The organism is Paenibacillus sp. SSG-1 (assembly GCF_002224835.1).
Taxonomy (GTDB): domain Bacteria; phylum Bacillota; class Bacilli; order Paenibacillales; family Paenibacillaceae; genus Paenibacillus_AQ; species Paenibacillus_AQ favisporus.
In genome coordinates this window covers 1,238,174-1,263,061 of the sequence record NZ_MBRK01000001.1, presented here as the reverse complement: position 1 = coordinate 1,263,061, position 24,888 = coordinate 1,238,174, and the positions used below count along the sequence as shown (strand labels likewise).

The 24,888-nt window shown below is 55.6% G+C and carries 24 protein-coding genes; 4 read left to right on the top strand and 20 right to left on the bottom strand.

Going from position 1 to position 24,888, the window contains the following annotated elements:
• Positions 1–35 precede the first annotated feature (35 nt).
• The 13 genes from BCV73_RS05875 to BCV73_RS05810 all read right to left on the bottom strand — a co-directional run bounded on the left by BCV73_RS05875 (position 36) and on the right by BCV73_RS05810 (position 15,954).
• A complete protein-coding gene (locus tag BCV73_RS05875) occupies positions 36–1,835 on the bottom strand; it encodes a S9 family peptidase (protein ID WP_089546447.1) in 1,800 nt (599 codons plus the stop codon).
• A gap of 268 nt (positions 1,836–2,103) precedes the next feature.
• Positions 2,104–3,063, bottom strand: coding sequence for an L-threonine 3-dehydrogenase (locus tag BCV73_RS05865; protein ID WP_089546446.1), 960 nt, complete (start codon positions 3,061–3,063; stop codon positions 2,104–2,106).
• Positions 3,064–3,096: 33 nt separating this feature from the next.
• Positions 3,097–4,290 (bottom strand): glycine C-acetyltransferase, encoded by a 1,194-nt coding sequence (locus tag BCV73_RS05860; protein WP_089546445.1) that lies wholly within the window; start codon positions 4,288–4,290, stop codon positions 3,097–3,099.
• Positions 4,291–4,591: 301 nt separating this feature from the next.
• Positions 4,592–5,872 carry a Gfo/Idh/MocA family protein gene (locus BCV73_RS05855; protein ID WP_089546444.1) on the bottom strand — a complete coding sequence of 427 codons (1,281 nt, stop codon included), beginning with the start codon at positions 5,870–5,872 and terminating at the stop codon, positions 4,592–4,594.
• A gap of 70 nt (positions 5,873–5,942) precedes the next feature.
• Entirely contained in the window at positions 5,943–7,571 is a 1,629-nt protein-coding gene (locus BCV73_RS05850) for an extracellular solute-binding protein (protein ID WP_089546443.1), read from the bottom strand.
• A 61-nt stretch (positions 7,572–7,632) separates the two neighbouring features.
• Positions 7,633–8,517: a carbohydrate ABC transporter permease gene (locus tag BCV73_RS05845; RefSeq protein ID WP_089546442.1), complete on the bottom strand. Its 885-nt coding sequence runs from the start codon at positions 8,515–8,517 to the stop codon at positions 7,633–7,635.
• A 14-nt stretch (positions 8,518–8,531) separates the two neighbouring features.
• The gene (locus tag BCV73_RS05840) at positions 8,532–9,491 is read right to left on the bottom strand and encodes an ABC transporter permease (RefSeq protein ID WP_089546441.1); all 960 of its coding nucleotides are present in this window, start codon (positions 9,489–9,491) and stop codon (positions 8,532–8,534) included.
• 569 nt (positions 9,492–10,060) lie between these two features.
• Positions 10,061–11,098 carry a LacI family DNA-binding transcriptional regulator gene (locus BCV73_RS05835; RefSeq protein WP_089546440.1) on the bottom strand — a complete coding sequence of 346 codons (1,038 nt, stop codon included), beginning with the start codon at positions 11,096–11,098 and terminating at the stop codon, positions 10,061–10,063.
• Between the two features lie 184 nt (positions 11,099–11,282).
• Entirely contained in the window at positions 11,283–11,996 is a 714-nt protein-coding gene (locus BCV73_RS05830) for a GntR family transcriptional regulator (RefSeq protein ID WP_076168559.1), read from the bottom strand.
• A 10-nt stretch (positions 11,997–12,006) separates the two neighbouring features.
• Positions 12,007–13,023 carry a sugar kinase gene (locus tag BCV73_RS05825; RefSeq protein ID WP_089546439.1) on the bottom strand — a complete coding sequence of 339 codons (1,017 nt, stop codon included), beginning with the start codon at positions 13,021–13,023 and terminating at the stop codon, positions 12,007–12,009.
• On the bottom strand, positions 13,016–13,771 hold the full coding sequence (dagF, locus tag BCV73_RS05820; protein WP_076168563.1) for a 2-dehydro-3-deoxy-phosphogluconate aldolase: 756 nt from the start codon (positions 13,769–13,771) through the stop codon (positions 13,016–13,018). The genes BCV73_RS05825 and dagF overlap by 8 nt, the downstream gene beginning before the upstream one ends.
• A 1-nt stretch (position 13,772) precedes the next feature.
• Entirely contained in the window at positions 13,773–14,876 is a 1,104-nt protein-coding gene (locus BCV73_RS05815) for a DgaE family pyridoxal phosphate-dependent ammonia lyase (protein ID WP_089546438.1), read from the bottom strand.
• Positions 14,854–15,954: an amidohydrolase/deacetylase family metallohydrolase gene (locus tag BCV73_RS05810; RefSeq protein WP_089546437.1), complete on the bottom strand. Its 1,101-nt coding sequence runs from the start codon at positions 15,952–15,954 to the stop codon at positions 14,854–14,856. The genes BCV73_RS05815 and BCV73_RS05810 overlap by 23 nt, the downstream gene beginning before the upstream one ends.
• A gap of 313 nt (positions 15,955–16,267) precedes the next feature.
• Here BCV73_RS05810 and BCV73_RS05805 point away from each other — a divergent pair, with 313 nt between their 5' ends.
• The gene (locus tag BCV73_RS05805) at positions 16,268–16,771 is read left to right on the top strand and encodes an RDD family protein (RefSeq protein ID WP_089546436.1); all 504 of its coding nucleotides are present in this window, start codon (positions 16,268–16,270) and stop codon (positions 16,769–16,771) included.
• 87 nt (positions 16,772–16,858) lie between these two features.
• Here BCV73_RS05805 and BCV73_RS05800 read toward each other — a convergent pair whose 3' ends face one another.
• A complete protein-coding gene (locus BCV73_RS05800; protein ID WP_089546435.1) occupies positions 16,859–17,512 on the bottom strand; it encodes a deoxynucleoside kinase in 654 nt (217 codons plus the stop codon).
• Positions 17,499–18,137 carry a deoxynucleoside kinase gene (locus BCV73_RS05795; protein ID WP_089546434.1) on the bottom strand — a complete coding sequence of 213 codons (639 nt, stop codon included), beginning with the start codon at positions 18,135–18,137 and terminating at the stop codon, positions 17,499–17,501. Before BCV73_RS05795 ends, BCV73_RS05800 begins: the two co-directional genes overlap by 14 nt.
• Positions 18,138–18,354: 217 nt before the next feature.
• Between BCV73_RS05795 and BCV73_RS05790 the strand changes: the two genes are divergently transcribed.
• The 3 genes from BCV73_RS05790 (at position 18,355) to BCV73_RS05780 (ending at position 20,269) form a co-directional block, all read left to right on the top strand.
• Entirely contained in the window at positions 18,355–18,771 is a 417-nt protein-coding gene (locus tag BCV73_RS05790) for a BlaI/MecI/CopY family transcriptional regulator (RefSeq protein ID WP_089546433.1), read from the top strand.
• 3 nt (positions 18,772–18,774) lie between these two features.
• Positions 18,775–19,611 carry a M56 family metallopeptidase gene (locus BCV73_RS05785; RefSeq protein WP_089546432.1) on the top strand — a complete coding sequence of 279 codons (837 nt, stop codon included), beginning with the start codon at positions 18,775–18,777 and terminating at the stop codon, positions 19,609–19,611.
• A 103-nt stretch (positions 19,612–19,714) separates the two neighbouring features.
• A complete protein-coding gene (locus BCV73_RS05780; protein WP_089546431.1) occupies positions 19,715–20,269 on the top strand; it encodes a DUF2231 domain-containing protein in 555 nt (184 codons plus the stop codon).
• A 112-nt stretch (positions 20,270–20,381) separates the two neighbouring features.
• Here the strand turns inward: BCV73_RS05780 and BCV73_RS05775 are convergent, their stop codons facing one another.
• From BCV73_RS05775 to BCV73_RS05755, 5 genes are all read right to left on the bottom strand, one after another.
• Complete coding sequence (locus BCV73_RS05775) at positions 20,382–22,010, bottom strand: LTA synthase family protein (protein WP_218828105.1); 1,629 nt, start codon at positions 22,008–22,010, stop codon at positions 20,382–20,384.
• A gap of 166 nt (positions 22,011–22,176) precedes the next feature.
• Positions 22,177–22,518 (bottom strand): DUF1801 domain-containing protein, encoded by a 342-nt coding sequence (locus tag BCV73_RS05770; protein WP_089546429.1) that lies wholly within the window; start codon positions 22,516–22,518, stop codon positions 22,177–22,179.
• 37 nt (positions 22,519–22,555) lie between these two features.
• A complete protein-coding gene (locus BCV73_RS05765) occupies positions 22,556–23,002 on the bottom strand; it encodes a YciI family protein (protein ID WP_089546428.1) in 447 nt (148 codons plus the stop codon).
• Between the two features lie 119 nt (positions 23,003–23,121).
• Entirely contained in the window at positions 23,122–24,384 is a 1,263-nt protein-coding gene (locus BCV73_RS05760; protein WP_089546427.1) for an RNA polymerase sigma factor, read from the bottom strand.
• Positions 24,381–24,815 (bottom strand): YciI family protein, encoded by a 435-nt coding sequence (locus tag BCV73_RS05755; protein ID WP_089546426.1) that lies wholly within the window; start codon positions 24,813–24,815, stop codon positions 24,381–24,383. The genes BCV73_RS05760 and BCV73_RS05755 overlap by 4 nt, the downstream gene beginning before the upstream one ends.
• Positions 24,816–24,888: the final 73 nt, after the last annotated feature.

Sequence of the window (24,888 nt, the reverse complement as noted above, 5' to 3'; positions counted from 1 at the left end):
CATTCGCGCAGGCTTACATAAGCCCCCTCCACTCGTTACTGGCAGCGGTTCATGAACTCCACCATGCGGGTGTATGCGATTTTTTCGTTGGCCTTTTTGGTCATGCCATGACCCTCGTCCTCGAACACGATATACTCAACGTCGCGGCCCTTGGCCTGGAGCGCTTCCACGATCTGGTCGGACTCCGCCTTGACCACCCGCGGATCGTTGGCCCCTTGAATGATCAGCATCGGGTTGACCATCTGATCCAGATACGTTATCGGCGAATCCTTGACGAACCGTTCGCGGTCGCGTTCCGGATCGCCGAGCCAGCGCTCCATGATCGACTTCCAGTGGTCCGGCACGGAATGGTAGAACGTAAACAGATTGCTTACGCCGAAAATATCCACGGCCGCCCGGAAATACTCGGGATTGCGACCGGCCAAGAGCAGGGTCATATATCCGCCGTAGCTGCCACCGACCACGAACAGCTTATCCCTTGAGGAAATGCCTTGCTCAAACATCCACTCCATCCCTGCCAGGCAGTCCTTGCGCGGCCCTTCGCCCCAGTCCTGCTCCACCAGCTTCACAAACGAGCTGCCATAGCCTGTGCTGCCGCGGAAGTTCGGGCAGAATATATTGTAGCCCTGCGCGATGATATATTGGAACATCGACCGGAACTGCTTCCGCTCCGCGGCCTGCGGCCCGCCGTGCGGCCAGAATACCGTATACCCGTTGGCCGCGTCCGCCTTCGCCCGGTACAAGAGCGCCTCGATCTTCATCCCGTCAAAAGAGGAATAGGACACCACTTCGGGCGCGGACAAATCCTCCTCGGTCAGTCCCGTCAGCACGTTTTTCGTCAGCATCGTCCACTGTCCGTCCGCGTAACGGTACACATTCAGCGGCTTGACAGCGCCGCGCGCAAGCACGTACAGGTTCCCTGACCGGGTTACGGTCAGCTGGTGTACGATATCGGCGGGCAGCGGAATCGGCGTCAGCTCGCCAGTGTCCAGCGCATACGCGTACAGCCGGTCCTCGACCCCGCGGTCCGTCACCAGATACGCCGTCCGCGATTCCCGGTGCAGACGGATCAGCTCCACACTTTCCCGCTCGATGTGCAGCCGTTGTTCAAACGTGCCGGTTGCCAGATCGAAGGAAGCCAAATAAGCAAATTCAGCATCATAATCGGTGGCAAAGACCACCTCCCCATCATTTAGAAAATGAACCTCACCGGCATTATGGACCCGCCCGGGATCCGGCGTCAGGCACTGATCCGCCTCGTCCCCTACCCAGCGTAAATAACTGACGTTGTATGTATTGGCGTAGCTCTTGGTGTATGCGAAGGTCTGCTCATCCGGGCTGACGGCTGTAAGACTGGTCGTCGTTTCTTCGCCCTGCAGGAGCAGCCGGTCCTCTCCCGTATCCAGGCGGTACACCCGGGAATTCAGAAACATCGGGTTATCCCGGGAGGTGCTGTAATACAGGCGGTTGCCATCTTCGGACAGATGGACAAAGTAATGCTTTTCATCCGGAGAACTCTCAGGAAACAGCGGCAGCGGCTGTCCGCCGTTCCACTTCAGCGCATGGAATTGGTAGTTTTCGTCGCCGTCGCGGTCAAACGCCGTCAGCAAATGCCTTCCCTCCGGGTCCGGCTTAACGAAGCTGGCCATTTGATCGTTGTACGTCAGCGGGTAAGGATACGATGTATCCCCTTTCAAATCCATGGCCCACACATTGAATTTCCCGCTCAGGCTGGCGCTGAACACAAGCCTCGACTCGTCGGCGCTCACTCCGAAGCTGCTGATGACATAGCTCTGAAAAAACTGCTCCACATCCGGTTTTGGAAATGATATCATGCCTTCGCCTCCTTTGATTAGGTGTGATTAGGCGCTTATATACTTGCTGCTGCAGTGCTGCTTCGTGTTGGCTGCGCCTGTACGCTTTCTTACCCATTATATCGAAAAAACGGCCTGCGGAAGGGCGATCATCCCTACTTTTTTTCCGCCAAAAAACCAAAAAAGCCGCACTCCCAAGGCCCATGCATCCCATTGCATTCCTTCCTTGAGCGTACAGCTTTTTCCCGTTACAGCTTTCCAGCTTCATTAAATGTTCGTATCCCTTGAATCATGCTTTACGGAGCAGTTGTCTCCCGCCAAGATGGCCCAGCATATCCTTCGTCATGGCATCCAGGTCGTAACGCGCCCGGAATCCCCATTCGGCCTTCGCCGCCGAAGCGTCGATGGAGTGCGGCCAGCTGTCTGCAATCGCCTGCCGCTTCGGATCGACATCGTAGTCCAGCGTGAAGCCTGGGATTTCTTTGCGGATCGCCGCGGCGATCGCTTCGGGATCTACGCTCATCGCCGTTACGTTAAAGGAATTGCGGTGCGTCAGCCGCGACGAGTCGGCTTCCATCAGATCAATAATGGCGGTCAGGGCGTCCGGCATGTACATCATATCCATGTTGGTGCCCTTAGCGATATAAGACGTGTACTTGCCTTGAGTGACGGCCGCATAATAAATCTCCACCGCATAATCCGTCGTTCCTCCGCCGGGAGGCGTCACATAGGAAATCAGCCCGGGAAAACGGAGGCCCCGCGTATCGAGCCCATATTTATGGAAATAGTAATCGCACAGCAGCTCACCGGACACCTTATTCACACCGTACATCGTGTTGGGGCGCTGAATCGTGTCCTGCGGCGTGTTGTCCTTCGGCGTCGACGGCCCGAACGCCCCGATGGAGCTTGGCGTAAAGAACTGGCATTTCAGCTCTCTGGCCACTTCCAGCGCATTCATCAGCCCGCCCATGTTCAGATTCCAGGCCAGGAGCGGCTTCTCCTCGGCTGTTGCCGACAGCAGCGCCGCCAAATGAATGATCGTATCGACCTGATATCGCTTGGCAATTTCGTGCATCGCCTTGTCATTGGTTACGTCCAGCAGCTCGAAAGGACCCGTCCGGGTAATTTCGTGGGCGGATGAACGCAGATCTGTCGCAACGACCGCGTCGTTGCCGTATATTTCACGCAGCTTGGCAACCAGCTCGGAGCCGATTTGCCCAAGCGCCCCTGTCACCAGAATCCTTTTCACGCGTCATTCCTCCTTGGAAAATTCACTAAAAATTTACCCGATCAGGTTCATTTCTTTGCCGACCTTTTCGTATACACCGATGACCTGCTCCAGCATTTCCTTCGTATGAGCGGCTGTCGGCATGTTGCGAATCCGGCCCGTTCCCTTCGGCACCGTAGGGAATACGATTGATTTTGCATAGACGCCTTCCTCAATCAGCCGCTTGCTGAACTGCTGCGTCTTCACTTCGTCCCCGATGATGCAAGGGGTGATCGGCGTTTCGCTGTGCCCGATGTCATATCCGAGCGCGCGCAGACCGTCTTTCAGGAAACGGCCGTTCTCCCACAGCTTGTCGATGAGATCTTTGTCGTTCATCAGAATGTCCACCGCCGCGATGCAGGCTGCAATGACCGCCGGCGGCTGGGAGGTCGAGAACAGGAACGGACGGCTTCTCAGCTTCAGCCACTCGATCAGCTGCTTCGAACCGGCGACATAGCCCCCTACAACGCCAATCGCTTTCGATAACGTACCGATTTGAAAATCGATCCGGTCGGACAGGCCGAAATGCTTGACGGTTCCCGCTCCTTCGCCCAAAACGCCGGAGCCGTGAGCATCGTCAACATACGTAATGAGGTCGAATTCCTCGGCAATCTTTACGATTTCCGGCAGCTTGGCGATATCGCCGTCCATCGAGAACACGCCGTCCGTGATCACCATAATTTTGTTGTACAAGCCGGATTCCTTGGCTGCTTTCGCCTGGCTTCTCAGATCTTCCATGTCCGAATGCTTGTAGCGGATCACTTTCGCCTTCGAAAGACGGCAGCCGTCGATAATGGAAGCGTGGTTCAGCTCATCGGACAAGATGGCGTCGTTTGCGTCCATTACCGCAGAAATGGCGGCCATGTTGCAGTTAAAGCCCGATTGGTACACGATGACGGCTTCCGTGTGCTTGAACCCGGCCAGCTTCTCCTCCAGCTGGTTATGCAAATCCAGCGTTCCGTTGATCGTTCTGACGGCGCCGGCACCCGCACCGTGCGTCTTGGCTGCCTGCACCGCCGCGTCGACCAGCCGGGAATCGGTGGCAAGACCCAGGTAGTTGTTGGAGGAAAGGTTAATCAAGGACTTTCCGTCAATTTGGATCACCGGGCCGTTCGGTCCCTGCACCGTATCAATCACGTTATACAATCCCTTGGCTTTCAGATCCTCAATGTTCGTGCTTAGAAACAAGTCCAATGCCTGACTTGCCATATCAATCCCTCCTCAATATACATATGTCCTCTCATGATAGACATTTAAAATCCGTTATATCCCTTGTCATTAAAGGATTTATTTAATTTTTAATGTATCACCTTTTATTCGATTTGTACATCCACTGAGGACAAAAATATTTTGGATTTTTTACGGGGCACAGCACCTTCCGGGCTGATGAACAGCGGAAATGAAAAACAACTAAACCCGAGGCATTCGGAGTTTAGTTGTTTTCTGGGCGTGCCGTTCCACTGGCAAACAGGACAGCGACGTCTTGTTTGCGCCCGCTCGCTTCATCGCCCTATTTCGGCTGCTCGGCCGTTTGCTTCCTGGTCGTCCATGCTTTTGCAAATTCATTCAAATCGATCGATTTTCCTTGATGAAGCCGCGATTCCTCTGCCGCAAACGCCATCAGATGGCTGCGCACCGATGCGCTTGCCGACGTCAGGCTTTCCTGGCCGTTGTAGCCGCGGACTTCCTTAAGGAAGCTGCGGACGATGCCGCTGTCCCCGCCGCCGTGGCCGCTCGCCTGGGACGGGATGGCGATTTCCGTCTGCTGATGGGTCAGAAAATCGAATACGGTGACCTTTCCTTCCTCGCCGCGAAGCTCGCCGCGCGTGCCCATGATCTGAATCCGGCGCTCCTGTTCAAAGGTAAAGCCGCACATGCTGAACATCGCCGTAGCTCCGCCTTCAAATTCCATGTTGACCACCTGGTGGTCAACGACGTTGTTGTCGCTGCGGTAGACGCAGCGGCCGTAGTCCGTCTCGCGCAGGCCCTGGATGATTCTCGCCTTCGTCAGCTCCGGCGTGAAATGTCCAGCCCAGCCTTTGTATTGGTCGCTGAGGTAGAACCTCGGCGCTGAATACGGGCAGTCCGGCTCGACGGCACAGTCCAAGCAGCGATCCGCTGAGCCTTCCGGCGCACGGCCTTCATGGAAGTGCATCAGCGAGCCGTACGAGCTCACCCGCATGCATTGTTTATCCATAAGCCAGGACAGCACATCCATGTCGTGGCAGGATTTGGCCAGAATCATCGGGCTGGCCTTGTCCGAGTGATTCCAGTTGCCGCGGACGAAGCTGTGGGCGATATGCCAGTAGCCCACGTTCTCGTTCAGCTGGATCGACGCGATTTCGCCGATCGCCCCGCTGTCGATCACCCGCTTGATCGTGCTCCAGAACGGCGTGTACCGCAGTACATGGCAGATCGTCAACAGCCGGTCATGGTCCCTGGCCGCCTGCTCCATGTCCAGGCATTCGCCGGGATCCGGGGACATCGGCTTCTCCAGCAGGACATGATACTTTTGCCTCAATGCCTGCATGGTGGGGCCGTAATGCATCCGGTCCTGCGTGCAGATGACGGCGATGTCCGCCATCCGCTCCGCGGCGAGCAGCGGCTCCCAGGATTCGTAGCACTGCTCCGGCTCAATGCCGTGCTTCTCGGCAAAACGGAGCCGCCGCACCGGGTCCGCCTCGGCCACGGCCACGAATTCCAGCTCATGCGGATAGTCCAGCGCGTATGGGGCATAACCTCCGGCTCCGCGGGCGCCAGCGCCGATCAGAATCGCTTTCAGTTGCGTCATATCTTGTTCGCTCCTTTGAAGTCTCTATATAAGTTGAACAATTGAACTGGGTTCAACCTATACATTGCAATTATTTGGAATAACGGTCCGCCGCCGACTGATAGATGGCGATGTAGCGGTCCAGGCCCATTTTTTGCAGCGTGGACACGTACGCATCCCACTCGTCAAAGGAGGCGTTGCCGGATATGAATTTGTCGCGCATTTCGTCGACATAGGTCGTAATATCCGTCTGGATGCCCGTCAGGTCGGCCTGCTCCTCAGCAGTGAAGTTGAACGGCGGCCAGATTTGATCCTGCGGAACGACATGTGACTCCGCTTTTTTGGCATTGTCCACGGACGTCGGCAGTCCTTCGGCTCCTTTGAAGTACTTCTGAGTGACGAAGCCGGGATAATAACCGCCTGGCCAAATCAGGTACTGCCCCACCGCCTGGTCCAGATTCAGGCCGTTCGGGTTGTTTTTGATGTCGTCTACGTAATCCACGCTGCCGTCCGCGTTTTCTTTATAGGTCTCATCTTTCCAGCCCATGAAGAACATCTTGATGCCTTCGTCGCCGTAAAAATAGTCCATCCAGCGCATCAACGCCTCCGGATTTTTCGCTTTATCGGTCAGTACAAACATCCCGATGTTGCCGAGCGGCGATCCGGTCGCGCTGAACATTTGGTCGCCATGCGGCCCTTTAAGCACCGGCAGCCCGACATAGCCCTTCTGGTTGTAAATCGCCACCGGGTCAACGTTATCCACTACCCCGATCAGCCCTTCCATCCCTTTTGCATCGACTTCGGTGCTCTTGACCGACATGATGTCCTGTTCCAGCAGGCCGTCCTTGTAGAGCTTGTTGACGTACTGCAGCAGCTCTTTGTAGCGCGGATCGGTCGGGATAAATCGGACTTTGCCGCTGTCTGGATCGGTATCGACATAAATATTTGACGTTCCGTGGTTGTTCAGGCCGAAAGAGCCGCGCAGGTAGTTGACCAGGCCAGCCGCTCCGACCGCACCCCATGCGATTTCGTCCTTCTGTCCGTTACCGTTCGGATCATTCTCCTTAAACGCCTTCAGCATGTTATAAAACTCATCCAGCGTCTGCGGCTCCTTCAAGCCCAGCTTGGTGAGCCACTCGCTTTTCACCCATGGCGTCCCGTACAGCACGGACTTGAATTCCGGATCGTACAGCGTCGGCAGACCGTAAATGTTGCCGTCCGGCATCGTGATGCCTTTTTCGATGATCGGGTACTTCTCCATCAGCGCTTTAAAGTTGGGCGCATATTTGTCGATCAGGTCGTTCAGCGGAAGAAATGCGCCCTGTTTGCCGTATTTGAGCAGGTCGGCCCGGGGAAACGCGGAAGCGTAGAACATTTCCGGGTAATCGCCGCCAGCCAGCAGCAGATTGCGCTTCTCCGCCAGATTATCCTTCTGGACCGTGTCCCACTGGACGTGAATGTTGGTCATTTTCTCGTATTCCTGCCACAGCTTGATGTTGTTCCAGTCGGCATTGGCGAAAAACTTGCCGGCAAAAGCGTTCACCGTCAGCTTGTCGGTTACAATCGGCATCCCGGTCTCATTAACCTGTCCCCCGGCCGATCCCCCGCCCTTCGATTCCGCGGCTGCGCCGCCTTCCTTGTCCCCCGAGCTGCAGCCCGCCGCCAGCGATACCGTCAGCACGCAGGTCAGCAGCAGACTCCCCCATTGCTTCAGCTTCATCCAAGATTCCTCCCTTTGTTCTGATTCCAACCACGATTCCATCATTTATCCATGCAAGGAATTATCCTTTGATGGCTCCGATCATGACGCCTTTGACAAAATAACGCTGCAAAAAAGGGTACAGCACGAGCACCGGAATGTTGGCCACCACCAGCACGGCGTATTTGATGCCTTCCACCTCGCGCTGCTGCTTGATCGCCGATTCGGTCGACATTTTGACCATGTCGTTCGTCTGCCCCTGGATCAAAATTTCGCGGAGCACCAGCTGCAGCGGGAACTTGTCCTTGTCCGTCAGGTAGAGCAGCGCGTTAAAAAACGCGTTCCAATGGCCAACCGCATAAAACAAGATCGTAACCGCGATGATCGGCATCGAGAGCGGCAGTATAATGCGCGTCAGAATCTGAATGTTGGAGCAGCCGTCGATCGTCGCCGCCTCCTGCAGCTCATGCGGGATGGACTGCTGGAAGAAGGTCCGCATAATGATGATGTTCCAAATGGAGACGGCGTTCGGAATGATCATGACCCAGAGGGTGTTCAGCATGCCGAGGTTTTTGATCAGCAGGTATGTAGGGATCAGGCCGCCGCTGAAAAACATCGTGAACACCAGCAGCGCCATAATGCCGTTTCGTCCCACAAAGTCTCGCCGGGACAACGGATAGGCCGCCAAAATCGTCATGACGAGATTGATCGCCGTCCCCAGCGTCGTGTAAATAAGCGTGTTGGTAAAGCCGCTGATGATGTCCTTGTTCTGGAAAATTTTCTCGTATGAGTTCAGGTTGATGCCCTTGGGCCACAGCAGCATTTCGCCGCGCAGCACCGTCTGCGGGTCGCTGAACGAAGCGCTGAGCACAAACACGAGCGGGTACAGCACCACCAGCGTAACCAGGATCAGAACGACGTAGTTGATGAAGTTAAAAATGCGGTCTCCCTTGGATTCGATAAGCATGCCTCATGCCTCCCCTACCATAGACTTGTCTCGCTGATGCGCCGGGAAATCTGATTCACGACGACCAGCAGCACGAAGTTGATGACGGAATTGAACAAACCGATCGCGGCGGAAAAGCTGTATTCGGCATTCTGGATCCCGCTGCGGTACACATAGGTGGCGATGATGTCGGAGGACTCCAGATTCAGATTGTTCTGCATCAGCAGCACCTTCTCAAACCCGACGCCCATGATGCTGCCGATGTTCAAAATGAGCAGGATGACGATCGTCGGCATAATGCCGGGGATGTTGATATGCCAGATCCGCTGGAGCCGGGTGGCGCCATCGACGCGGGCCGCTTCATGCAGCTGGTTGTCAATCCCGGCCAGGGCGGCCAAATAAATGATCGAGCTCCAGCCCATCGTCTGCCATACGTCGGAGAGCACATACAGCGATTTGAACCAGGCGGGCTCGGTCATGAAATTGATCGACTGGCCCCCGAACAGCTGAATGGCATGGTTGACCATCCCGTAGCGCGGCGACAGAAAAATCATCATCATGCCGACGACGACGACGGTAGACAGGAAATGCGGCGCGTAGGTAACGGTCTGTACGAATTTTTTGAATTTCTCGGCCCTTACCTCGTTCATCAGGAGAGCGAGGATGATCGGGATCGGAAAACCGACGGCCAGGCTGTACAGGCCGATGCCCAGCGTATTTTTCATCAGCCGCCAGAAAAAGTAGCTGTGAAAGAAACGCTCAAAGTGGTCAAAACCGACCCATGGGCTGCCCCAAATGCCTTTGGTCGCAATAAAGTCCTTGAAGGCGATTTGGATGCCGTACATCGGAACGTATTGGAACAGGATGTAATAAGCGATCACCGGGGAAATCAGCAAATAGAGCTGCCAGTTCCGGTAGATCCGGTTCCACTTCAACGCCTTGCGTTTTTTGCCGGCTGCCGCCTGCACGGCGGGTTGTACTTGAATGTCAGCCATACGACATCACCTCGAATGAAGGATAGGATAAGCGCAAACCCTGTCATGACTGGGGATCGCAAACAAACGGCCCCGTTTATATGTAATATAAAATGACATAACAACAATGGGAACTGAGTTTGGAGATGTGTCGCTTACTGGAATAGAGTGGTTTGGATTATTTTTGGATAAAAATTCGGATTTTATTTGGATTAATTTTGGATATAAACAATCATCTATAGGACAAAACCGGGATATCCCGGGAAGTTATCGTTAATGGGAGGAATGACCTCATTTTCATAATTCCTTTATTTAAAGTAAATGAAAACGCAATCATATAGCATATGGTTCGCGGAAAATTTGGATATCGATTACTCCAAAAGGATGAAAACCAATCCAAATGTTGTTTAATTTTTCCTCATCATAATATAGCTTTTTGGGGATGTCAAACATTATTTTGGATTGTTTTGGTTTCAAAACCGCTCAAATTTTGCTTAAAAATGCAAAAAAGCATCCGCCGGAACCTGCTCCCAGCCGATGCTGCTCACAAAAACGCGTTATTATTATGTAACATTATCGAACATAAAAAGTCATTTTCTGCTATAACTGGACGACTCTCTGACGATCAATGAACAGGACAGCAAAATCTTGGTCCCTGCCGGATAGTGCCCGTCCAAATAGTCGACAATCGATTTGGCGGCAACCCGGCCGATTTCGTGCTTGGGCACCGAAACTGAAGTTAACGGAGGCGTTGTATATTGGGCGACATCAATATTGTCCATGCCTACGATAGCGATATCCTGCGGGATCCGGCCTTCACGCTCCACAACGGCCCGCATCGCCGGGATCGCCAGCATGTCGCTGGCGCAGAAGATCGCCGTCGGCCATTCCGCTTTCGGAAGCCGGCTCAGCAAATCGCTCACCCCGCTGTAGCTGCGGTCCACGTTCCAGTCCGTATTGATCAGCCAGTCCTGGCGCAGGGCAAGTCCCTCCTCCAGCATGGCGAATTTATACCCGACAAAACGCTCCTCGCTCTCCATCTGCCTGGAATAGGCAGGACCACCAACAAATCCGATCCGCGTATGTCCCTGTTCGATCAAGTGGCGCACGGCCGCCCGTGAGGAGAAGATCCGGTCACAGTCCACGACAGGCACCGACAGTCTATCGTCGTTCAGGCTCACACCCAGGATGGCGATCCCTTCCTTCTGAATCAGCCCGAACAGCTCCTCGTCATACCAGCTGATGGCCACGACGCCCTGCGCCCCGGTTTCCCTCAGCATCTGCTTCAGCCTCTCGGCATCTGACATTTCCTCCGATGTGCGGACCATCGCCGGCGGCTGTCCCATCTCTTCCATCTTTTCATGGAAGCCGGCCAGCACCTTGGAGAAATACGGATGATCGTCCATCAGATGCTGGGGAACGATACAGGCGATCCGCTTGGTCTCGACAACCTGCTGCGGCGCGCCTTTCTGCGATCCGTGCCATTTGTACCCCAGCTCTTGGGCCGCTTCCCGGATTTTCTGCTTCGTTTCCTCACTGACCGGCCGGCTGGTGTCATTGCTGATCGCCCGGGAGACGGTGGAAATGGACACGCCCACCCGTTCGGCGATATCTTTTAGCTTCGCCAATCCAAGTCCCTCCTCTGCAAATTTTGGCTCCAAATTTTACAACTGCAAACTGATCATATCATAAACCTGCAAATGCGTGGCGTCAAAATTCTACGCGGCGGTGGCTCCCCCAAAAATGAACCAAATGCAAAAAAGCTGTTCCGAAAAACGGATGAATCCGCTTCGAGAACAGCCCGTAATGCCGCTACCTGTCGTAGGTGACCACATAATTTTGAAGGCCGGTATGATAGTAACCGATGCTGTATTCGATCACCTGGCCCAGCTCGTCATAGGAGTAACGCAGCCTTTTGAGAACCGGGGTACCCCCGTCCAGGCCGAGCGTCTTCTGCACATGTTCCGGCGGGACGGCCACCGTAAACTCATCCCGCAAATTGCCGAGGGGAATATCCCGCCCTTCGAGCCATTCGTACAGGGACATAGCGTTTAGATCGTCCATATCCACCTCGCCGGCATCCGGGGTCACATAATGCGTGTAATAAATGTACGGCCGGTCATCCAGGAAATACACCCGTTCCAGCAGCAGGCTGGTCTCTCCCAGCAGCCGCCAAGCTTCCGACGATTCGTCATTGGTCACGCGCTTGACCTGAAGCCACAGCTTCCGGATCTGATGCCCTTCCTCCACCAGCACTTCCGTGAAATGCTTCCACTTGGCCAGCTTGGATACCGAGGTATTGCGGATCACCTTCGTCCCCCGGCCGCTGCCCTTCTCCAGAAAGCCCTCGCTGACCAGCTCCGAAACGGCGGCCCGGATCGTAATTTTGCTGACCGCAAATTCCTTCTCCAGCTGCGGCTCCGAAGGGATATTTTCGCCTTTGGGGTACACGCCGTGCAAAATCCGTTCCTTCAAAATATGCTTGATTTGTATGTACAACGGCCTATCTTTGCGGGATAAGCTCACAGCAGCTCCACTACCTTTCTACGTCACCTGCGGATGCCGTCATCGCCTTGAGAATGTCCTGTGCGGTGGACATCGGCGTATCGCCCGCCACCGTATGGGCCAGCATGCCGGCGGCCGCCGCATAACGCACCGTCGTCTCCGGCGGCAGGCCTTCCAGCTCGCCATGGATGATTCCGCTGGCAAAAGCATCTCCTGCCCCTATTCTATCATAGACGGCGAACGTCAGCAGGTCCGAATACGCAAATTGTCCGCTGGTGAACATAAATCCTTGCAGCGAATGGGAATTGTCACCGTTCACGAAGCGGTGGGTCCCGGCGACGGTGCGAATCCCGAACGTCCGCGCGGCCTGCGGGATCAGCTCTTCCAGCTGCTCCCGGCGGGTTTCCTTCTCCGTACGGAAGCCAAGCGTCAGCATGGCGTCCCGCTCGTTCATCAGGACGACGTCCGCCAGGCGGAGCATCTCTTCATAATGCGGCCTTGCCCGGTCATATCCGTCTTCCCCCCACAGGGATGGACGGTAGTTGCAGTCAAATATGACCGTGCCGCCCTGCTGCTTCACCGCCCGGGCGAGCGCCTTCATATGGGCGCGCACCCCGTCGTTCATAGCCAGGGCGATCCCGCAGAAGTGAACGGCGTCCACCCGGCCCGCAATGCCGGTGAAGTCGTACGTTCCCTCCGGAGCGGTGTTAAAGCTGCTCTCCAGCCGGTTCGTATATGTGACCCGGCTCGGGCGGACGCCGAAGCCGTTCTCGAGAAAGTACATCCCGAGGTACTTTCCGCCGCGGCCGGCAAAGGAGAGGTCGATGCCGAGCTTACGGAGATAGGCTGCCGCCGCATCGCCCAGCGGATTGTCCGGCAGGCGGGTCACGAGCATCCCTTCGTGGCCCATGCGTGACAGTGCGGAAGCCACGTTGACTCCTGTGCCGGAGAACGTGTAATGCAGCGTCCCGGACTGGGACAGCAGTTCAACCCCCGGAACCGTCAGGCGCATCATCACTTCCCCGAAAGCCGCGATGCGCTTAGGCATAATCGTCCGCCAGCTTCTTCATGATTCCGGTCAGCGTCCGGACGTGCATGATGTTGGTATTGCCCGTATCTTTGTCGATGATGGAAGAATACACATGCGGAATAACCTGAGGCACACCGCCTTCCAGCGCGATGCGGAGAATGGCTTCGAAATTGTCCATGTCGATGCCGCCGGTCGGCTCCAGGGCAAAGCCTTCCGCAGCGCATGCCTTCACGACTTCACGGTACTCATCCTCGCGCGAAAGCCCCTGCATCGGGAAATACTTGAGCGCATTCCCGCCCATATCGCGCACCAGCGCAATCGCTGCCGCTACAGGAATGATGGCAGGATCGGACTGCGCCGCGCTGAATGGGCCGGTCGAAATGTTAACATAGCCCGGACGGCCGCATGGCGATACAAGGCTGTTGATCCAGCTGTCCTTCGCCCCGAGGTTCGCCCGGGTCGCGCCGACCGCCGGGAAAACCTGATTGATGTGGCTTCCGGGGTAATGCTTGGCGATTTCCGCCACCACTGCGGCCTGGCGGTTGTCCCCGGCCCCAAGCCCGATCGACACCGCCTCGTCGATCGCCTCGCCGTACTGCTTCATCGCCGCCACAGCTTCTTCCACGCTGGCGTAGTCCTTCGACAGGACGCCGACAAGCACATGGCCTTCGGCCGCTTCAAAAATCTCCTTGGCGTTCGCGATATCCTTCGCCAGCACGTTCAGGGCGACGCGGCCCTTATACCATCTCTTCTCTATGTGGGACATATTATTTTCCTCCTGTCAATTCACGGATTCGCGATTCAATCACCGTCATGTCATCGCCCATCAACGGCCTTGGATCGATGTCAAAATACCCCTGTCTTACGCCGTAATCCCGGGTATATATCGCAATGGCGCCCTGTCTCAAGCCGTCGTTCACATCCTTGGCGGTCGTTCCCGCCTGCTGCGGATCGATCTGCACCCGCGCCCGGTAAATGGCCCGGCCGGCCTCATCCTGCACGATCGTTACCCGGACCCCGGGAATGTCGTTCAGCGGCATCAGCGCCTGCAGCGATGCCTTCTCCTCCTCGCTCCGATCGACTTTGACCATATATTCGTCCAGCGCCTGCAGCAGGCCGAACGACGTTTCCTTGCCCACCTTCATGCTTCGTCCGATACCATGCAGCTGGACCTTCACCCACTCGATATATTCCCGTTTGCCCGCCACAATGCCGGAGGTCGGTCCTTCGATCGCCTTGGAGCCGCTGTAGATGGCCAGATCCGAGCACTTCACGTACTTCTGGAGGTCTTCTTCCGCCGCAGCGTCGACGATCAGCGGTACGCCTACCCGCTTGGCAGCTTCCCACGCTTCTTCAACGGAGATCATGTTCTTTTGTACGGCATGATGTGATTTCACGTACAAGATGGCAGCCGTCTTGTCTGTGACCGCGTCTTCGATATGCTCCGTGCGCCCCTCATTGGCATATCCGACCTCGACCAGCTTTCCGCCGCCGAGGTAGACCATCGTTTCCACCGGAGCGCCGTACTGCACGTTATGACCTTTAAGAATGATAATTTCGTTTTTCGCGATCGGCTCTTTATGCAGCTGTTCGCTCCGGCGGCGGTTTCCCTGCGTAACGATACCGGCCACCGACAAGGCGATGCCGCTGGACGCCGAGTTGACGATGACCGCCGCCTCCGAGCCGAGAACTCCGGCAATGTAATCGCCCGCCTTATCCACCAGGTCGGCGATTTCCACATAGCTCTGCCCGCCCTGCTTCATCGCTTCCATGACCGTGTCCGTCGGCGCGGAAACGCCGAGAATGCTCATCCGTCCGCTGGCATTGATGACCCGCTTGAGCCCATACTTAGAAAACAATGAATTCCCCATGAATGACCACTCCTTTGGTAGTAATGACTTGCCCGGCCGTTCTGTGCACACCCTCGGAATCTACAAGCTGCGCGGATTCGCCGCTCACCGTAAAGAGGCTCAAATTCGCCGCATCCCCGACCTGTATCCGCCCGAGCTCGGGTCTGCCAAGCCACTGCGCCGCACGGACCGTGACTCTGCTGATCGTTTCCTCTAGAGAATACCCCAGGCTGAGGAACTTGGAAAGTACATTTGCCAAGCTGTACACGGGACCGTTCAGCCGGTTGCCCCGGTAAATATCCGTACTGATCGTATCCGGATGAATGCCGTGCCGTTTCGCGTCTTCAGCCACCCGGAAGGAAAAGCTTGCCGTCCCATGCCCAACGTCCAGATGGACGCCGCGCCGCACGGCATCGGTGAGCACTTTCAGCGGACGGCCGTCTGCATCAAACAGATTGTTGCTCTTGCCGTTTAAATAGTGTGTGATGATGTCGCCCTTCTCCAGAAGGGGAATCACGTCCCGGATATCCGGCGGCGCCGAACCGATATGCACCATCAGCGGCAGGCCGGTATCGGCCGACAAACCCCGGGCAAGGCGCAGCGGCTCGAGCCCGCTCTCCTTGACGACGCTCCGGCTGATGCGCGCCTTCAGCCCAACGATCAGCTCCGGATACGTCTGCGCCGCCTCGATCGCTTTGCCGCGGTCGATCCATTCCAGCCGGGACAGCTCATCCACCCGTTGCAAGCCGATCCGCGAAATGTTCATGAAGGCGAGCAGATTCGTCTTGGCTGCACGTCCGCTGGCGGCCAGATCGGCAATCCGGTCGGCCCCGCAGCTTCCCGCGTCGACGATCGTCGTGACGCCCTGCTTGACGCCGATTTCGTCAATGTCATCGCCGTAAGGGTCAAATTCGGGAAAGGCGTGGACGTGCATATCGATCCAGCCGCTCGACACGTAAGTGCCCCGGCCGTCCCATACGGCGTCGCCCTTCCCCTCGCCGGCAGCCGTTATGCCGGAGATGACACCCTTGGTTATGACGATGTCGATTTCTTCTCCGCTCACAAGCTTCACTTGGCGGAGTACGGTCGTTTGCTCCATGTCATCACCTGTCTTTTTATTATAACGTTATAATGTTTAAGATAGCACGGAACTACCCGCAAGTAAATATAACGTTATAATGTTTCAAGGAAGCAGCGTTATCAAAAAATCAGAATGAAAGGTTATAGTTCCGCAGCCCGCCGTCATAGATAATAGGATTAGACATACGACGATCGATGACGTGCATTCTAAGAAGCAGCCCCCGATATGTAGGTATTTTTTATTACTATACAAGGTAGCCAGTCATAAAACGAAGCAATTCCGATGAAACCGCCGTAATAAACTCCGTACGATACGGAAAGGGGTAACGGCCATGAAGCTGACCTTGGTAAGACTTACCGCCTACGGGCTGGATTTTATTATGCTTGCGCTTGTGCTCGTCGGTCTGCAGCTGGCGGCCTATCATCTGACCGGGGGATTCCCGTTTGACAGACTGGACAAGGGCTATCAGATCGAATGCTGGGTGCTCGCCACGATGTCCTTCCCCGTCTGGTTGTATTTTATCGTGTCGGAGTATTTTTTTGGCGCGACGTTAGGCAAAAAGCTGCTGCGGCTCTCGGTGACCCGCAGGGACGGAGGGCGTATTTCCTTCATCCAGGCCGCCGGCCGGACCTGCCTCAAGCTGCTGCCGTGGGAGCTGACCCATCTGATCGTCTTGGTGCCGGACCCATGGTGGAGCATCCAGGAGCCGCCGTATCCCGCATTGGTTCTGATTCCGAACGGGATGTTGCTGCTGTACATCTTGTTCCTGCTGTTTAACCGGGGAAAGCGCTCGCTTCATGATATTCCCGCAGGCACTTCCGTCCGCCACCGATGATAGAACTGCACGGCTCCACCGAATCGTTAATAATCTCAAAAAAAAAAACGGACCACGCCCATCGGCATGATCCGTCTTCCTTAATCGTTATATTTTTGCCGGCGTGCCTGCAATCGTTCGGCCCACTTGCGTCAAGATGTCGGACATGGACCGCTCGTCGTGCACATCATAATCCTCGATGTTCAGGCGCAGCACCGGGCAGGCATGAAATCCGTTAATCCAGTCGGTATATCGTTCATGCATTTCCTCCCAATAAGACACGTCGGTCTGGATTTCCATCTCGCGGCCGCGTTCCCGGATTCGGGACAGAATGGACGGCAGGCTCCCTTCGATATAAATCAGGACGTCCGGATGCGGAAAATAAGGCGTCATTACCATCGCCTCGAAGAGGCTGGTATATGTACGGAAGTCCGTTTCCGACATCGTCCCTTTATCCGCATGCATTTTGGCGAAAATCCCGGTATCCTCATAGATGGAACGGTCCTGGATAAAGCCACCGCCGAGTTCGAACATGCGCTTCTGCTCTTTAAACCGCTCGGCCAGGAAATAGATTTGAAGATGGAAACTCCAGCGCTCAAAATCGTGATAGAACTTCTCCAGGTATGGATTGTCGTCCACCTGCTCCAGCGAGGTTTTAAAGCCGAGCGAACCGGCCAGCGCCGCCGTCAGCGTCGATTTGCCGACACCCACCGTGCCCGCCACCGTAATGACCGCATTATCCGGGATATTATATGGATTCATACACAAGCTCCTTTATTTGCGAGGCTATCGTTTCAAATTGTTCCTCATTCTTGACGAAATCAACTTCGTCCCCATTAATCGTCAGCAGTACCGTCGATGTGCCGTCTGTGCCGTCACTGAGCTTGCCCATCGCGGCATCATAGTCCTCGATCAGCTGTTTGAGATAGGCGGGATCCATTCCTTCTTCAAAAGGGCGGCCCCGCCGGGCGATCCGTTGCAGCAGCGTATCCATGCTGGCCCGGATATAGATAATGATGTTCGGCTTCGGCAGATCGCCGGTCAGCACCTGATAGATTTGCCGGTACTTCTCCCGCTCGACGCCATGCAGCGTTCTTTCGCTGAAAATTAAATTTTTATACATATGATAATCGGAGATAACCGGCTGTCCCTTGCCGATGTAACCGTTCACCGTATGGGTGAGCTGCTTGTACCGGCTGCACAAAAAGAACATTTCGAGCTGAAAGCTCCAGTCCTCCATATTCTCGTAAAATGACTCGATGAACGGATTTTCCTCCACAATTTCCTTCACCACCGGAAAGCCCAGTCTGTTAGCCAGCATCGCAGCCAGCGTGGTTTTCCCCGCTCCAATGGGCCCTTCCACGGCGATAAACGGCACCTGTTTCATGAATGGTGTGACTCCCTCCCTACGGTATGCCAAAAAAAACGACTTACCTATTGTATCACAGCATCGTCCGTTTGCTAGAAGAACTTTTCTTGAAATCATATCCTTTAGCTGCGCAGGTTATGCAGGCGTTGAAGGCCTGAAGAGCCAGTGCTCCGGTCCTGGTTGACGGGCATACCGACATAACACTATAATTTGTAGTGTAAAGGGAGTGCGCTGTATGAAGATGAATAAGTTCAATTATCAAGGACGGGGATTGGAGCGATTCTTCGGCCCGCTTGAAGCCAAGGTCATGGACGTGATCTGGAGCCGCCTGGAGGCGGTGACCATCAAGGAAGTGAACGCCAAGATCAGCGAGGACAAGCCCATGAGCTTCAACACGATCATGACGGTCATGAACAGGCTTGTTGACAAGGGAATTCTGCAGAAGAAGCTTCAGGGGAAATCTTACGTGTACAGCCCCGTTCTGACGAAGGAACAGTTTCTGGAGGAACAATCGAAAGAGCTGTCCTACGATCTGGTTAAGGAGTTCGGTTCCCGGGCCGTCGCCCATATGATCGATGCGATGGAACAGGTGGACCCCGACCTGCTCGACCAGCTGGAGAAGCAAATCAAACAATGGAAAAAGGATCGGTAAGCCATGTGGGAAAAGCGATCGAAAGGGATGCTCGCCTTTGTCATGCTGACGGCCGGCTTGGTCTACGTGCAGATGACGCTGTTTGTGGTTCAGTTTATTTTCCATGTCCATATGCCGGCGAACCTCTTTAATGTCTGCATTGAATTTTTGCGATTCATCGGGTTCCCGGTCCGGATCAATGTCATGCTGTTTTTGCTGCTTACCTCGCTCCTGCTGTCGCTTGCCGTCTGGCTCCGGGAAGGCATCGCTTCGTTCCGCTGGAGGAAGCTTCTGCACCGCTGCCTGGATCCCGACTTATCGCAGGCGATCGGCGAAGAACACGGTCTTGGTCCCCAGGCTTTAACTGTGATCGATCATCCGGATCAGGTCGCCATGACGGTGGGACTGCTGCGGCCCCGCATCGTCCTGTCGACAGGCCTCATATGCGAGCTGAGCGAGAGCGAACTCGCCGCCGTCATGGCTCACGAGAAGTACCATTTGAGCGAGAGGCATCCGCTTAAAATTTTTCTGCTGACGCTGGTCGGCACCACGTTCTGGTACATACCGATCTACCGCTGGCTGATCGGCAAATACAAAATGCTGATCGAGCTGATGGCCGACCGGCAGGCCGTTCGCGCCACCGGGAGCGTTGCCGATCTCGGCAGTGCCCTGCTCGTGATGCTGAAGCGGGGGACATCCGCCACGCTGGTACCAAGCAGCGCGCCGTTTGCCGACAATGCGATCAATCTGCGCTTGAAGCTGCTGGTGGATCCGCACTTTAAGCCGCCGCTGCGTCCGCCGCTTATCCCCTGCATCGTCTCACTGATCGCATTCGTATTCGTCGTATTTGGCATTGGATAATGCGGTAAAACAACGCCTTGCCGTTTCATATCAGGCAGCGGCGTTTTTTCGGAAACTAAAAACTACGTTATGTAGTGTTAATTGAACTTGAGGAGGAATAGTGATGAATTATTTATGGGATAACAAGCATTTTATCATTACGCATTTTCCGATCGTGCTCCTGCTGTTCAGTTTGCTGTTTGATCTGGCTGCACTGATCTGGAAAAAACGGGAGTGGAATTCCGCAGCCCTCATCTGCCTCATCATCGGCACGGTCAGCACGGCCGCTGCGGTACTGACCGGACCGAAAATGATGCGTAATCCGAACGTAGAAACTCATGCCATGTACGGCGTCTATACGATGTATTTGGCGATCGCGCTGTGCATCGTCCGCGGAGCGATTGGGCTCTGGAAGAAGCGGGATATCGGCAGAAACCCGCTGTACCTCGTGGTGACCCTCGCAGCCGTCGTCCTGGTGATGTACACCGCTCACCTCGGAGGAGAGATGGTGCACCGTCCATTCGAGCCCGGGCAGTTCCCTCAAGGACAGATGGGCGGCGGTCAGGGCCAAGGCGCCTCAGCCGGGATGCCAGGCGGGCAGGGTGTGCCCGGGGACCAGGGCGGCCAGCCGCCGGCAGACGGAAGCGCCGGCGCTTCCGGTACGGATTCGGCGGAGTAAGTTCCTATTAACGCCAGGCTGCACTCCCCTTAACGGCAAAACAGCGGTCCCCTGTGCATCCGTTGGGGCCGCTGTTTTTTGGTATGACGATCCATGCCGTTGAAAGGTCCGCTTACCGTGCCGGATGATCCGCTGCAGGCTGCTTGATGCGCTCTTTGCTTCCGTCCTTCCCCGCTTTTCCGTTTGGACTCGGCTTGGCACGGGGGCCGGCTGGCCCATCATTGCCCGCCTGCTTTTCACCCGGCTTTGCTCCCGGCCCGGTTTCCGCTTTAGGCGGCGCTTTGGCCCCCGCAGGCTCCTGCTTCGACTGGGATTCCAGCTTGACGCCGGGTCTGGCGGGCAGACGCTTCACGTACCGGTCCGACAGCCCCATCCGCTTTTGAATAAATTCAAAGTCCGGTCGATACCGCTCGACGTTCTGCACCGGCAGCAGCGTTCGGAGATCGTATGCTTTTCCGTCCTCAAATCCGTTTTTTCCAGCGACAAACACGATGTCGTCATTAAAAAAGGAGCCGGCCGGCATGTAATACCGCGATCCGACAATATTGTGACCGACGTTGGCCAAATCGTGGCCGAATGCGGTAAATTTCTCCTGTTTCAAATCAATGCCCATCACATTGGCCACTGTGGGCAAAATATCGATCTGCCCTCCGGTCCGCTCGATCCTCTTGCCTTCGTGCTGGCCTGGCAGGTGGATGATCAGCGGCACGTTGTACGTGCTGATGTGCTTATGGTACGGAATGCCGAGCGCTTTGCTGACGGTGGCGGGGCGATGATACCTTTTATGAAGGCCGAAATGGTCTCCATAGATCACGACTACGCTGGTATCCCAGAGCCCCGATCTTTTCAGCTTGTCGATAAAGGTTCCCAAGGCATAATCGGTATAGTTGACGGCCGTCAAGTAGTCCCCGAGGCGCCCATCGGCGAAGTCGTCAGGAAGGTGAAGACGCTTGTCGGCTTCTTTGATTTTATAGGGAGAATGGCTCGTCACGGTAACGAATTGGGCGTAGAACCGCTTGTCCAGCTTTCGCATCGTTTTCATTTTACGGATACCGACCCGGAACAATTCCTCATCCGACGCCCCGAACCGACTGAATTTGACCTTGCTGAAATAGGGCTTGTCATAATACGCGTGAAACCCCAGCGCCGGATACATTTGGTCCCGGTTCCAGAAGGTCACGTCATTGACATGAAACGTCGCCGTAACGTAATTATTCCTGCCCAACAGCTTGGCAAGGCTCGGCAGCTTTCGGTCGGCATACGTAGTAGACATGGCTGAAAACCCGATGGGGTAGATCGACGTGCTGGCGGCAAACTCGGCGTCTGACGTATTGCCTACTCCGATTTGCTGGAATATGTATGGAAAATACAAGCTTTCTTTGGACAACTGTTTCAATACCGGCGCTACCTGCTGCCCCTGAACCGATGCATTCAGCACAAAATTTTGAAAGGATTCCAGCTGAACGACAATGAGATTTTTGCCCTTTCCGGCCCCCCAATAGGTTCTGGCACTGCCCTCGGGAGGCTCCCCAAACGGATAAGTCCGGTCGAGCTCTTCAAGTTTTTCGGGAATCGTTTTTTCGCGCTGGGGCTTAACCTCTTTTTTTGTCAACGAATGCGGCTTGGTTTCGGGCTGCAGCTTGGCCGGAAGGTTCCGGTAGAGCAGGACCGCGCCTGCAATCAATGCAGTCGACAGGGCGGCGGCAATATAACGGGCATAACGAGACTTGAATCGGTTCATCAGCTCTTTAACCACTCCAAGAAGCATAATATGGCGGTCAATCCTGGACCTGTTATAGGGTGTCCCATCCTGCCCGAATGATTCCCGGTTCTGCGAAAAAAAGCAAAAAAACCCTTGGCATTCAAGGGTTTGGATTTCCATATCGCGTCGATTCTAAAGATAACATTTACAGCGTTTCGGCAGCCTGGCTGAGCCAAGCCGACAACTGGCCGGCATCACACGAGTCCCCTTTGCGCAGCTTCATCGTTTTTCTTTCCGCCGGTCCCTCAAACATGCCTTCCGGAAGGTCCAGCCCGTCCGCATTAAAGATCGTAAAGCTGACCGCATCCTTCGAGGCGGAGATGACGGCAGCGTATTTTCCGTTTTTCAAAAAATGGGGTTTCTTGTACTGGATGCGCTCGCTCACGTCCGGCAGGGCCTGATGGACCACTTCACGCAGACGGGTGGACAGCTCGTTTTGCCACGGTTCTTTCAACGCCTCAATATAATCGACGACTTCCTGACTCATTTATGATTCGCTCCTTTGTCAACGATGAATGGGTTGCTTATAAAAATTTCTGCATCTGATCCAGCATACGGACCTGCTCCTGCAGGTCCGCTTCCAGGGCCAACACCCTTGGATTTCGGTCTTCCTGTGCCCATTCCCTGAGCTCGCGGACATCTACTTCGCTGCCCTCACAGCCTTCGGGTACCGGCATCTTCATAGCCCATTCCACCGCCTCGTCCGCCGTTGCCGACTCGATGACTACGTATCCCGCGATGAGCCGATGATCCAACGGGAATGGACCGGGGCAGACTTCCGGACTAGAGTTCCGGCCGGTAAGCCGGATTCGGACCCCGCTTGAACTGGGCTGGAGCTCCTCGGCAGCAAGGAGCTTGCCTGCCTGTGCCAACACCTTGCGATATTCGGCCATCCCTTCTTCGAACCGGCGCGTGTGTAAAATACCTGCTTCCGACAACCTGTTTGCCCTGACGATCAACATAAATCTCATGAACGTTTCCCTCCTTGTTGGAGGAAGACCGAAGGCTGCGATTTCCTGCCCTTCTTATTCTTCCACCTGCTATGACGACGAATGGGAACGTCCTTCATCGACATGCAGGAGCAAAATAATTAATTTGTTGAACCGCCGCACTCCGCGGCCCGCTTCAAGAGCAGCTGCTGCTCACGGCTGTTGCGGGTCATGGCGGCCGCCCGTTCGAATTCGGAGCGGGCTTCGTCCATCCTTCCGAGCTTGGCCAAAAGGTCGCCGCGGACGCTCGGCAGCAGGTGATACTCTTTCAGGGCGGGTTCGCGCATCAGCTCATCGACGAGCTGCAGTCCGAATGCCGGACCGAAGGCCATCGAAATGGCCACCGCCCGGTTCAGCTCGACGATCGGGGAGGGCGCCACCCTGGACAGCGCCTCGTAGAGGGCAGCGATGCGGGCCCAATCCGTATCCGCTGCAGTTGGCGCCTGCGCATGACAGGCGGATATCGCCGCCTGAAGCGCGTAAGGACCGAGCGGGCGGCCCAGCTTCCGGCACCGTTCCAGCGCCGCCAGCCCGCGGCGGATAAGCAGCCTGTCCCACTGCGCCCGATTCTGGTCCATCAGCAGCACCGGCTCGCCGGAAGCGCTGACCCGGGTCTTGAAACGGGAGGACTGGATTTCCATCAAAGCCACCAATCCGTGAACCTCCGGCTCCTCCGGGGCAATCTCGGCCAGAACGCGTCCAAGCCGCAGCGCTTCTTGGCAGAGCTGCGGGCGGAGCCAATGGTCTCCGGTCGTCGCCGAGTATCCTTCATTAAACATCAAATAGATGACTTCAAGCACGGCGCTCAAGCGCTCCTGCAGCTCCTCTCCTTCCGGAACCTCAAAAGGAACCTTCCGGCTGCTTAAGGTTCGTTTGGCGCGGACGATCCGCTGGGCGATGGTCGATTCTGCCGTCAGAAAGGAACGGGCGATTTCATCCGTGGTCAGGCCGCATAACAGGCGAAGCGTCAGCGCAACCCTGGCATCCTGCGACAGCACCGGATGGCAGGTCATAAAGATCAGACGGAGGAGATCGTCGCCGATCTCCCCGTCCATATTCCGCTCCAGGTCATCTTCGGTATACAATTCCGTTGTCTGTGCCATCTCCGCGTATTTCTCATCCCGAAGCTTGTTTCTGCGGAGCAGGTCGATGGCCCGCCGTTTGGCCGCCGTCATCAGCCAGGCGCCGGGATTGTCAGGAATACCGGTTTCCGGCCACCGCTGAAGAGCGATCACCAGCGCGTCCTGGGCCAAATCTTCAGCCAGGCCCACATCCCGGACCATTCGCGTAAGGCCGGCGATCAGCTTCGGGGATTCAATCCGCCAGATGGCGTCAATGGTCCGGTGCGTTTGGGATAAAGTCACGCTTTTCTTTGCTCCTCCAGCTGTTGTCTGAGCGCGTTCTCCTTGGCGATCGCCTCCGGATTATCCGTCAGGTCTTCCACCTCAAACACCTGTCTCAGCTCAATTTGACCCTGGCCAAAACCGTGGGGATCCGGCATCCGCAGCGCCCACTCGATCGCTTCCTCTCTTGATTTGACTTCGATCAGGGTGTATCCCGCGATCATCTCCTTGGCTTCGGTGAACGGCCCGTCGACCACTTTCGGTTTGCCGCCGGGCTCCGGATAAGAAATGCGGATTGCACTGGAGCTCGGATGAAGGCCATCGCCTCCCAGCAGGACGCCGGCTCTGGCCAGCTCCTCGTTGTAGCGGTGCATAGCTTCGATGAGCTCAGGACTTGGCAAAACTCCCGCCTCGGAATCCGTTGTAGCTTTGACGATCATCATAAATCTCATGTTTTATTCCTCCTTGGATTGGATGAAGCCGCCGCCGTGCTCTTCACAGCTTCCCTAATTCAGCTTCTATCAT

Bases quoted from the DNA above. Each gene is read 5' to 3' on its own strand.
- BCV73_RS05875 (WP_089546447.1), bottom strand. From the start codon at position 1,835: ATGATATCATTTCCAAAACCGGATGTGGAGCAGTTTTTTCAGAGCTAT.
- BCV73_RS05860 (WP_089546445.1), bottom strand. From the start codon at position 4,290: ATGGCAAGTCAGGCATTGGACTTGTTTCTAAGCACGAACATTGAGGAT.
- BCV73_RS05855 (WP_089546444.1), bottom strand. From the start codon at position 5,872: ATGACGCAACTGAAAGCGATTCTGATCGGCGCTGGCGCCCGCGGAGCC.
- BCV73_RS05850 (WP_089546443.1), bottom strand. From the start codon at position 7,571: ATGAAGCTGAAGCAATGGGGGAGTCTGCTGCTGACCTGCGTGCTGACG.
- BCV73_RS05845 (WP_089546442.1), bottom strand. From the start codon at position 8,517: ATGCTTATCGAATCCAAGGGAGACCGCATTTTTAACTTCATCAACTAC.
- BCV73_RS05840 (WP_089546441.1), bottom strand. From the start codon at position 9,491: ATGGCTGACATTCAAGTACAACCCGCCGTGCAGGCGGCAGCCGGCAAA.
- BCV73_RS05825 (WP_089546439.1), bottom strand. From the start codon at position 13,023: ATGCCTAAGCGCATCGCGGCTTTCGGGGAAGTGATGATGCGCCTGACG.
- dagF (WP_076168563.1), bottom strand. From the start codon at position 13,771: ATGTCCCACATAGAGAAGAGATGGTATAAGGGCCGCGTCGCCCTGAAC.
- BCV73_RS05815 (WP_089546438.1), bottom strand. From the start codon at position 14,876: ATGGGGAATTCATTGTTTTCTAAGTATGGGCTCAAGCGGGTCATCAAT.
- BCV73_RS05810 (WP_089546437.1), bottom strand. From the start codon at position 15,954: ATGGAGCAAACGACCGTACTCCGCCAAGTGAAGCTTGTGAGCGGAGAA.
- BCV73_RS05805 (WP_089546436.1), top strand. From the start codon at position 16,268: ATGAAGCTGACCTTGGTAAGACTTACCGCCTACGGGCTGGATTTTATT.
- BCV73_RS05800 (WP_089546435.1), bottom strand. From the start codon at position 17,512: ATGAATCCATATAATATCCCGGATAATGCGGTCATTACGGTGGCGGGC.
- BCV73_RS05795 (WP_089546434.1), bottom strand. From the start codon at position 18,137: ATGAAACAGGTGCCGTTTATCGCCGTGGAAGGGCCCATTGGAGCGGGG.
- BCV73_RS05790 (WP_089546433.1), top strand. From the start codon at position 18,355: ATGAAGATGAATAAGTTCAATTATCAAGGACGGGGATTGGAGCGATTC.
- BCV73_RS05785 (WP_089546432.1), top strand. From the start codon at position 18,775: ATGTGGGAAAAGCGATCGAAAGGGATGCTCGCCTTTGTCATGCTGACG.
- BCV73_RS05780 (WP_089546431.1), top strand. From the start codon at position 19,715: ATGAATTATTTATGGGATAACAAGCATTTTATCATTACGCATTTTCCG.
- BCV73_RS05775 (WP_218828105.1), bottom strand. From the start codon at position 22,010: ATGAACCGATTCAAGTCTCGTTATGCCCGTTATATTGCCGCCGCCCTG.
- BCV73_RS05770 (WP_089546429.1), bottom strand. From the start codon at position 22,518: ATGAGTCAGGAAGTCGTCGATTATATTGAGGCGTTGAAAGAACCGTGG.
- BCV73_RS05765 (WP_089546428.1), bottom strand. From the start codon at position 23,002: ATGAGATTTATGTTGATCGTCAGGGCAAACAGGTTGTCGGAAGCAGGT.
- BCV73_RS05755 (WP_089546426.1), bottom strand. From the start codon at position 24,815: ATGAGATTTATGATGATCGTCAAAGCTACAACGGATTCCGAGGCGGGA.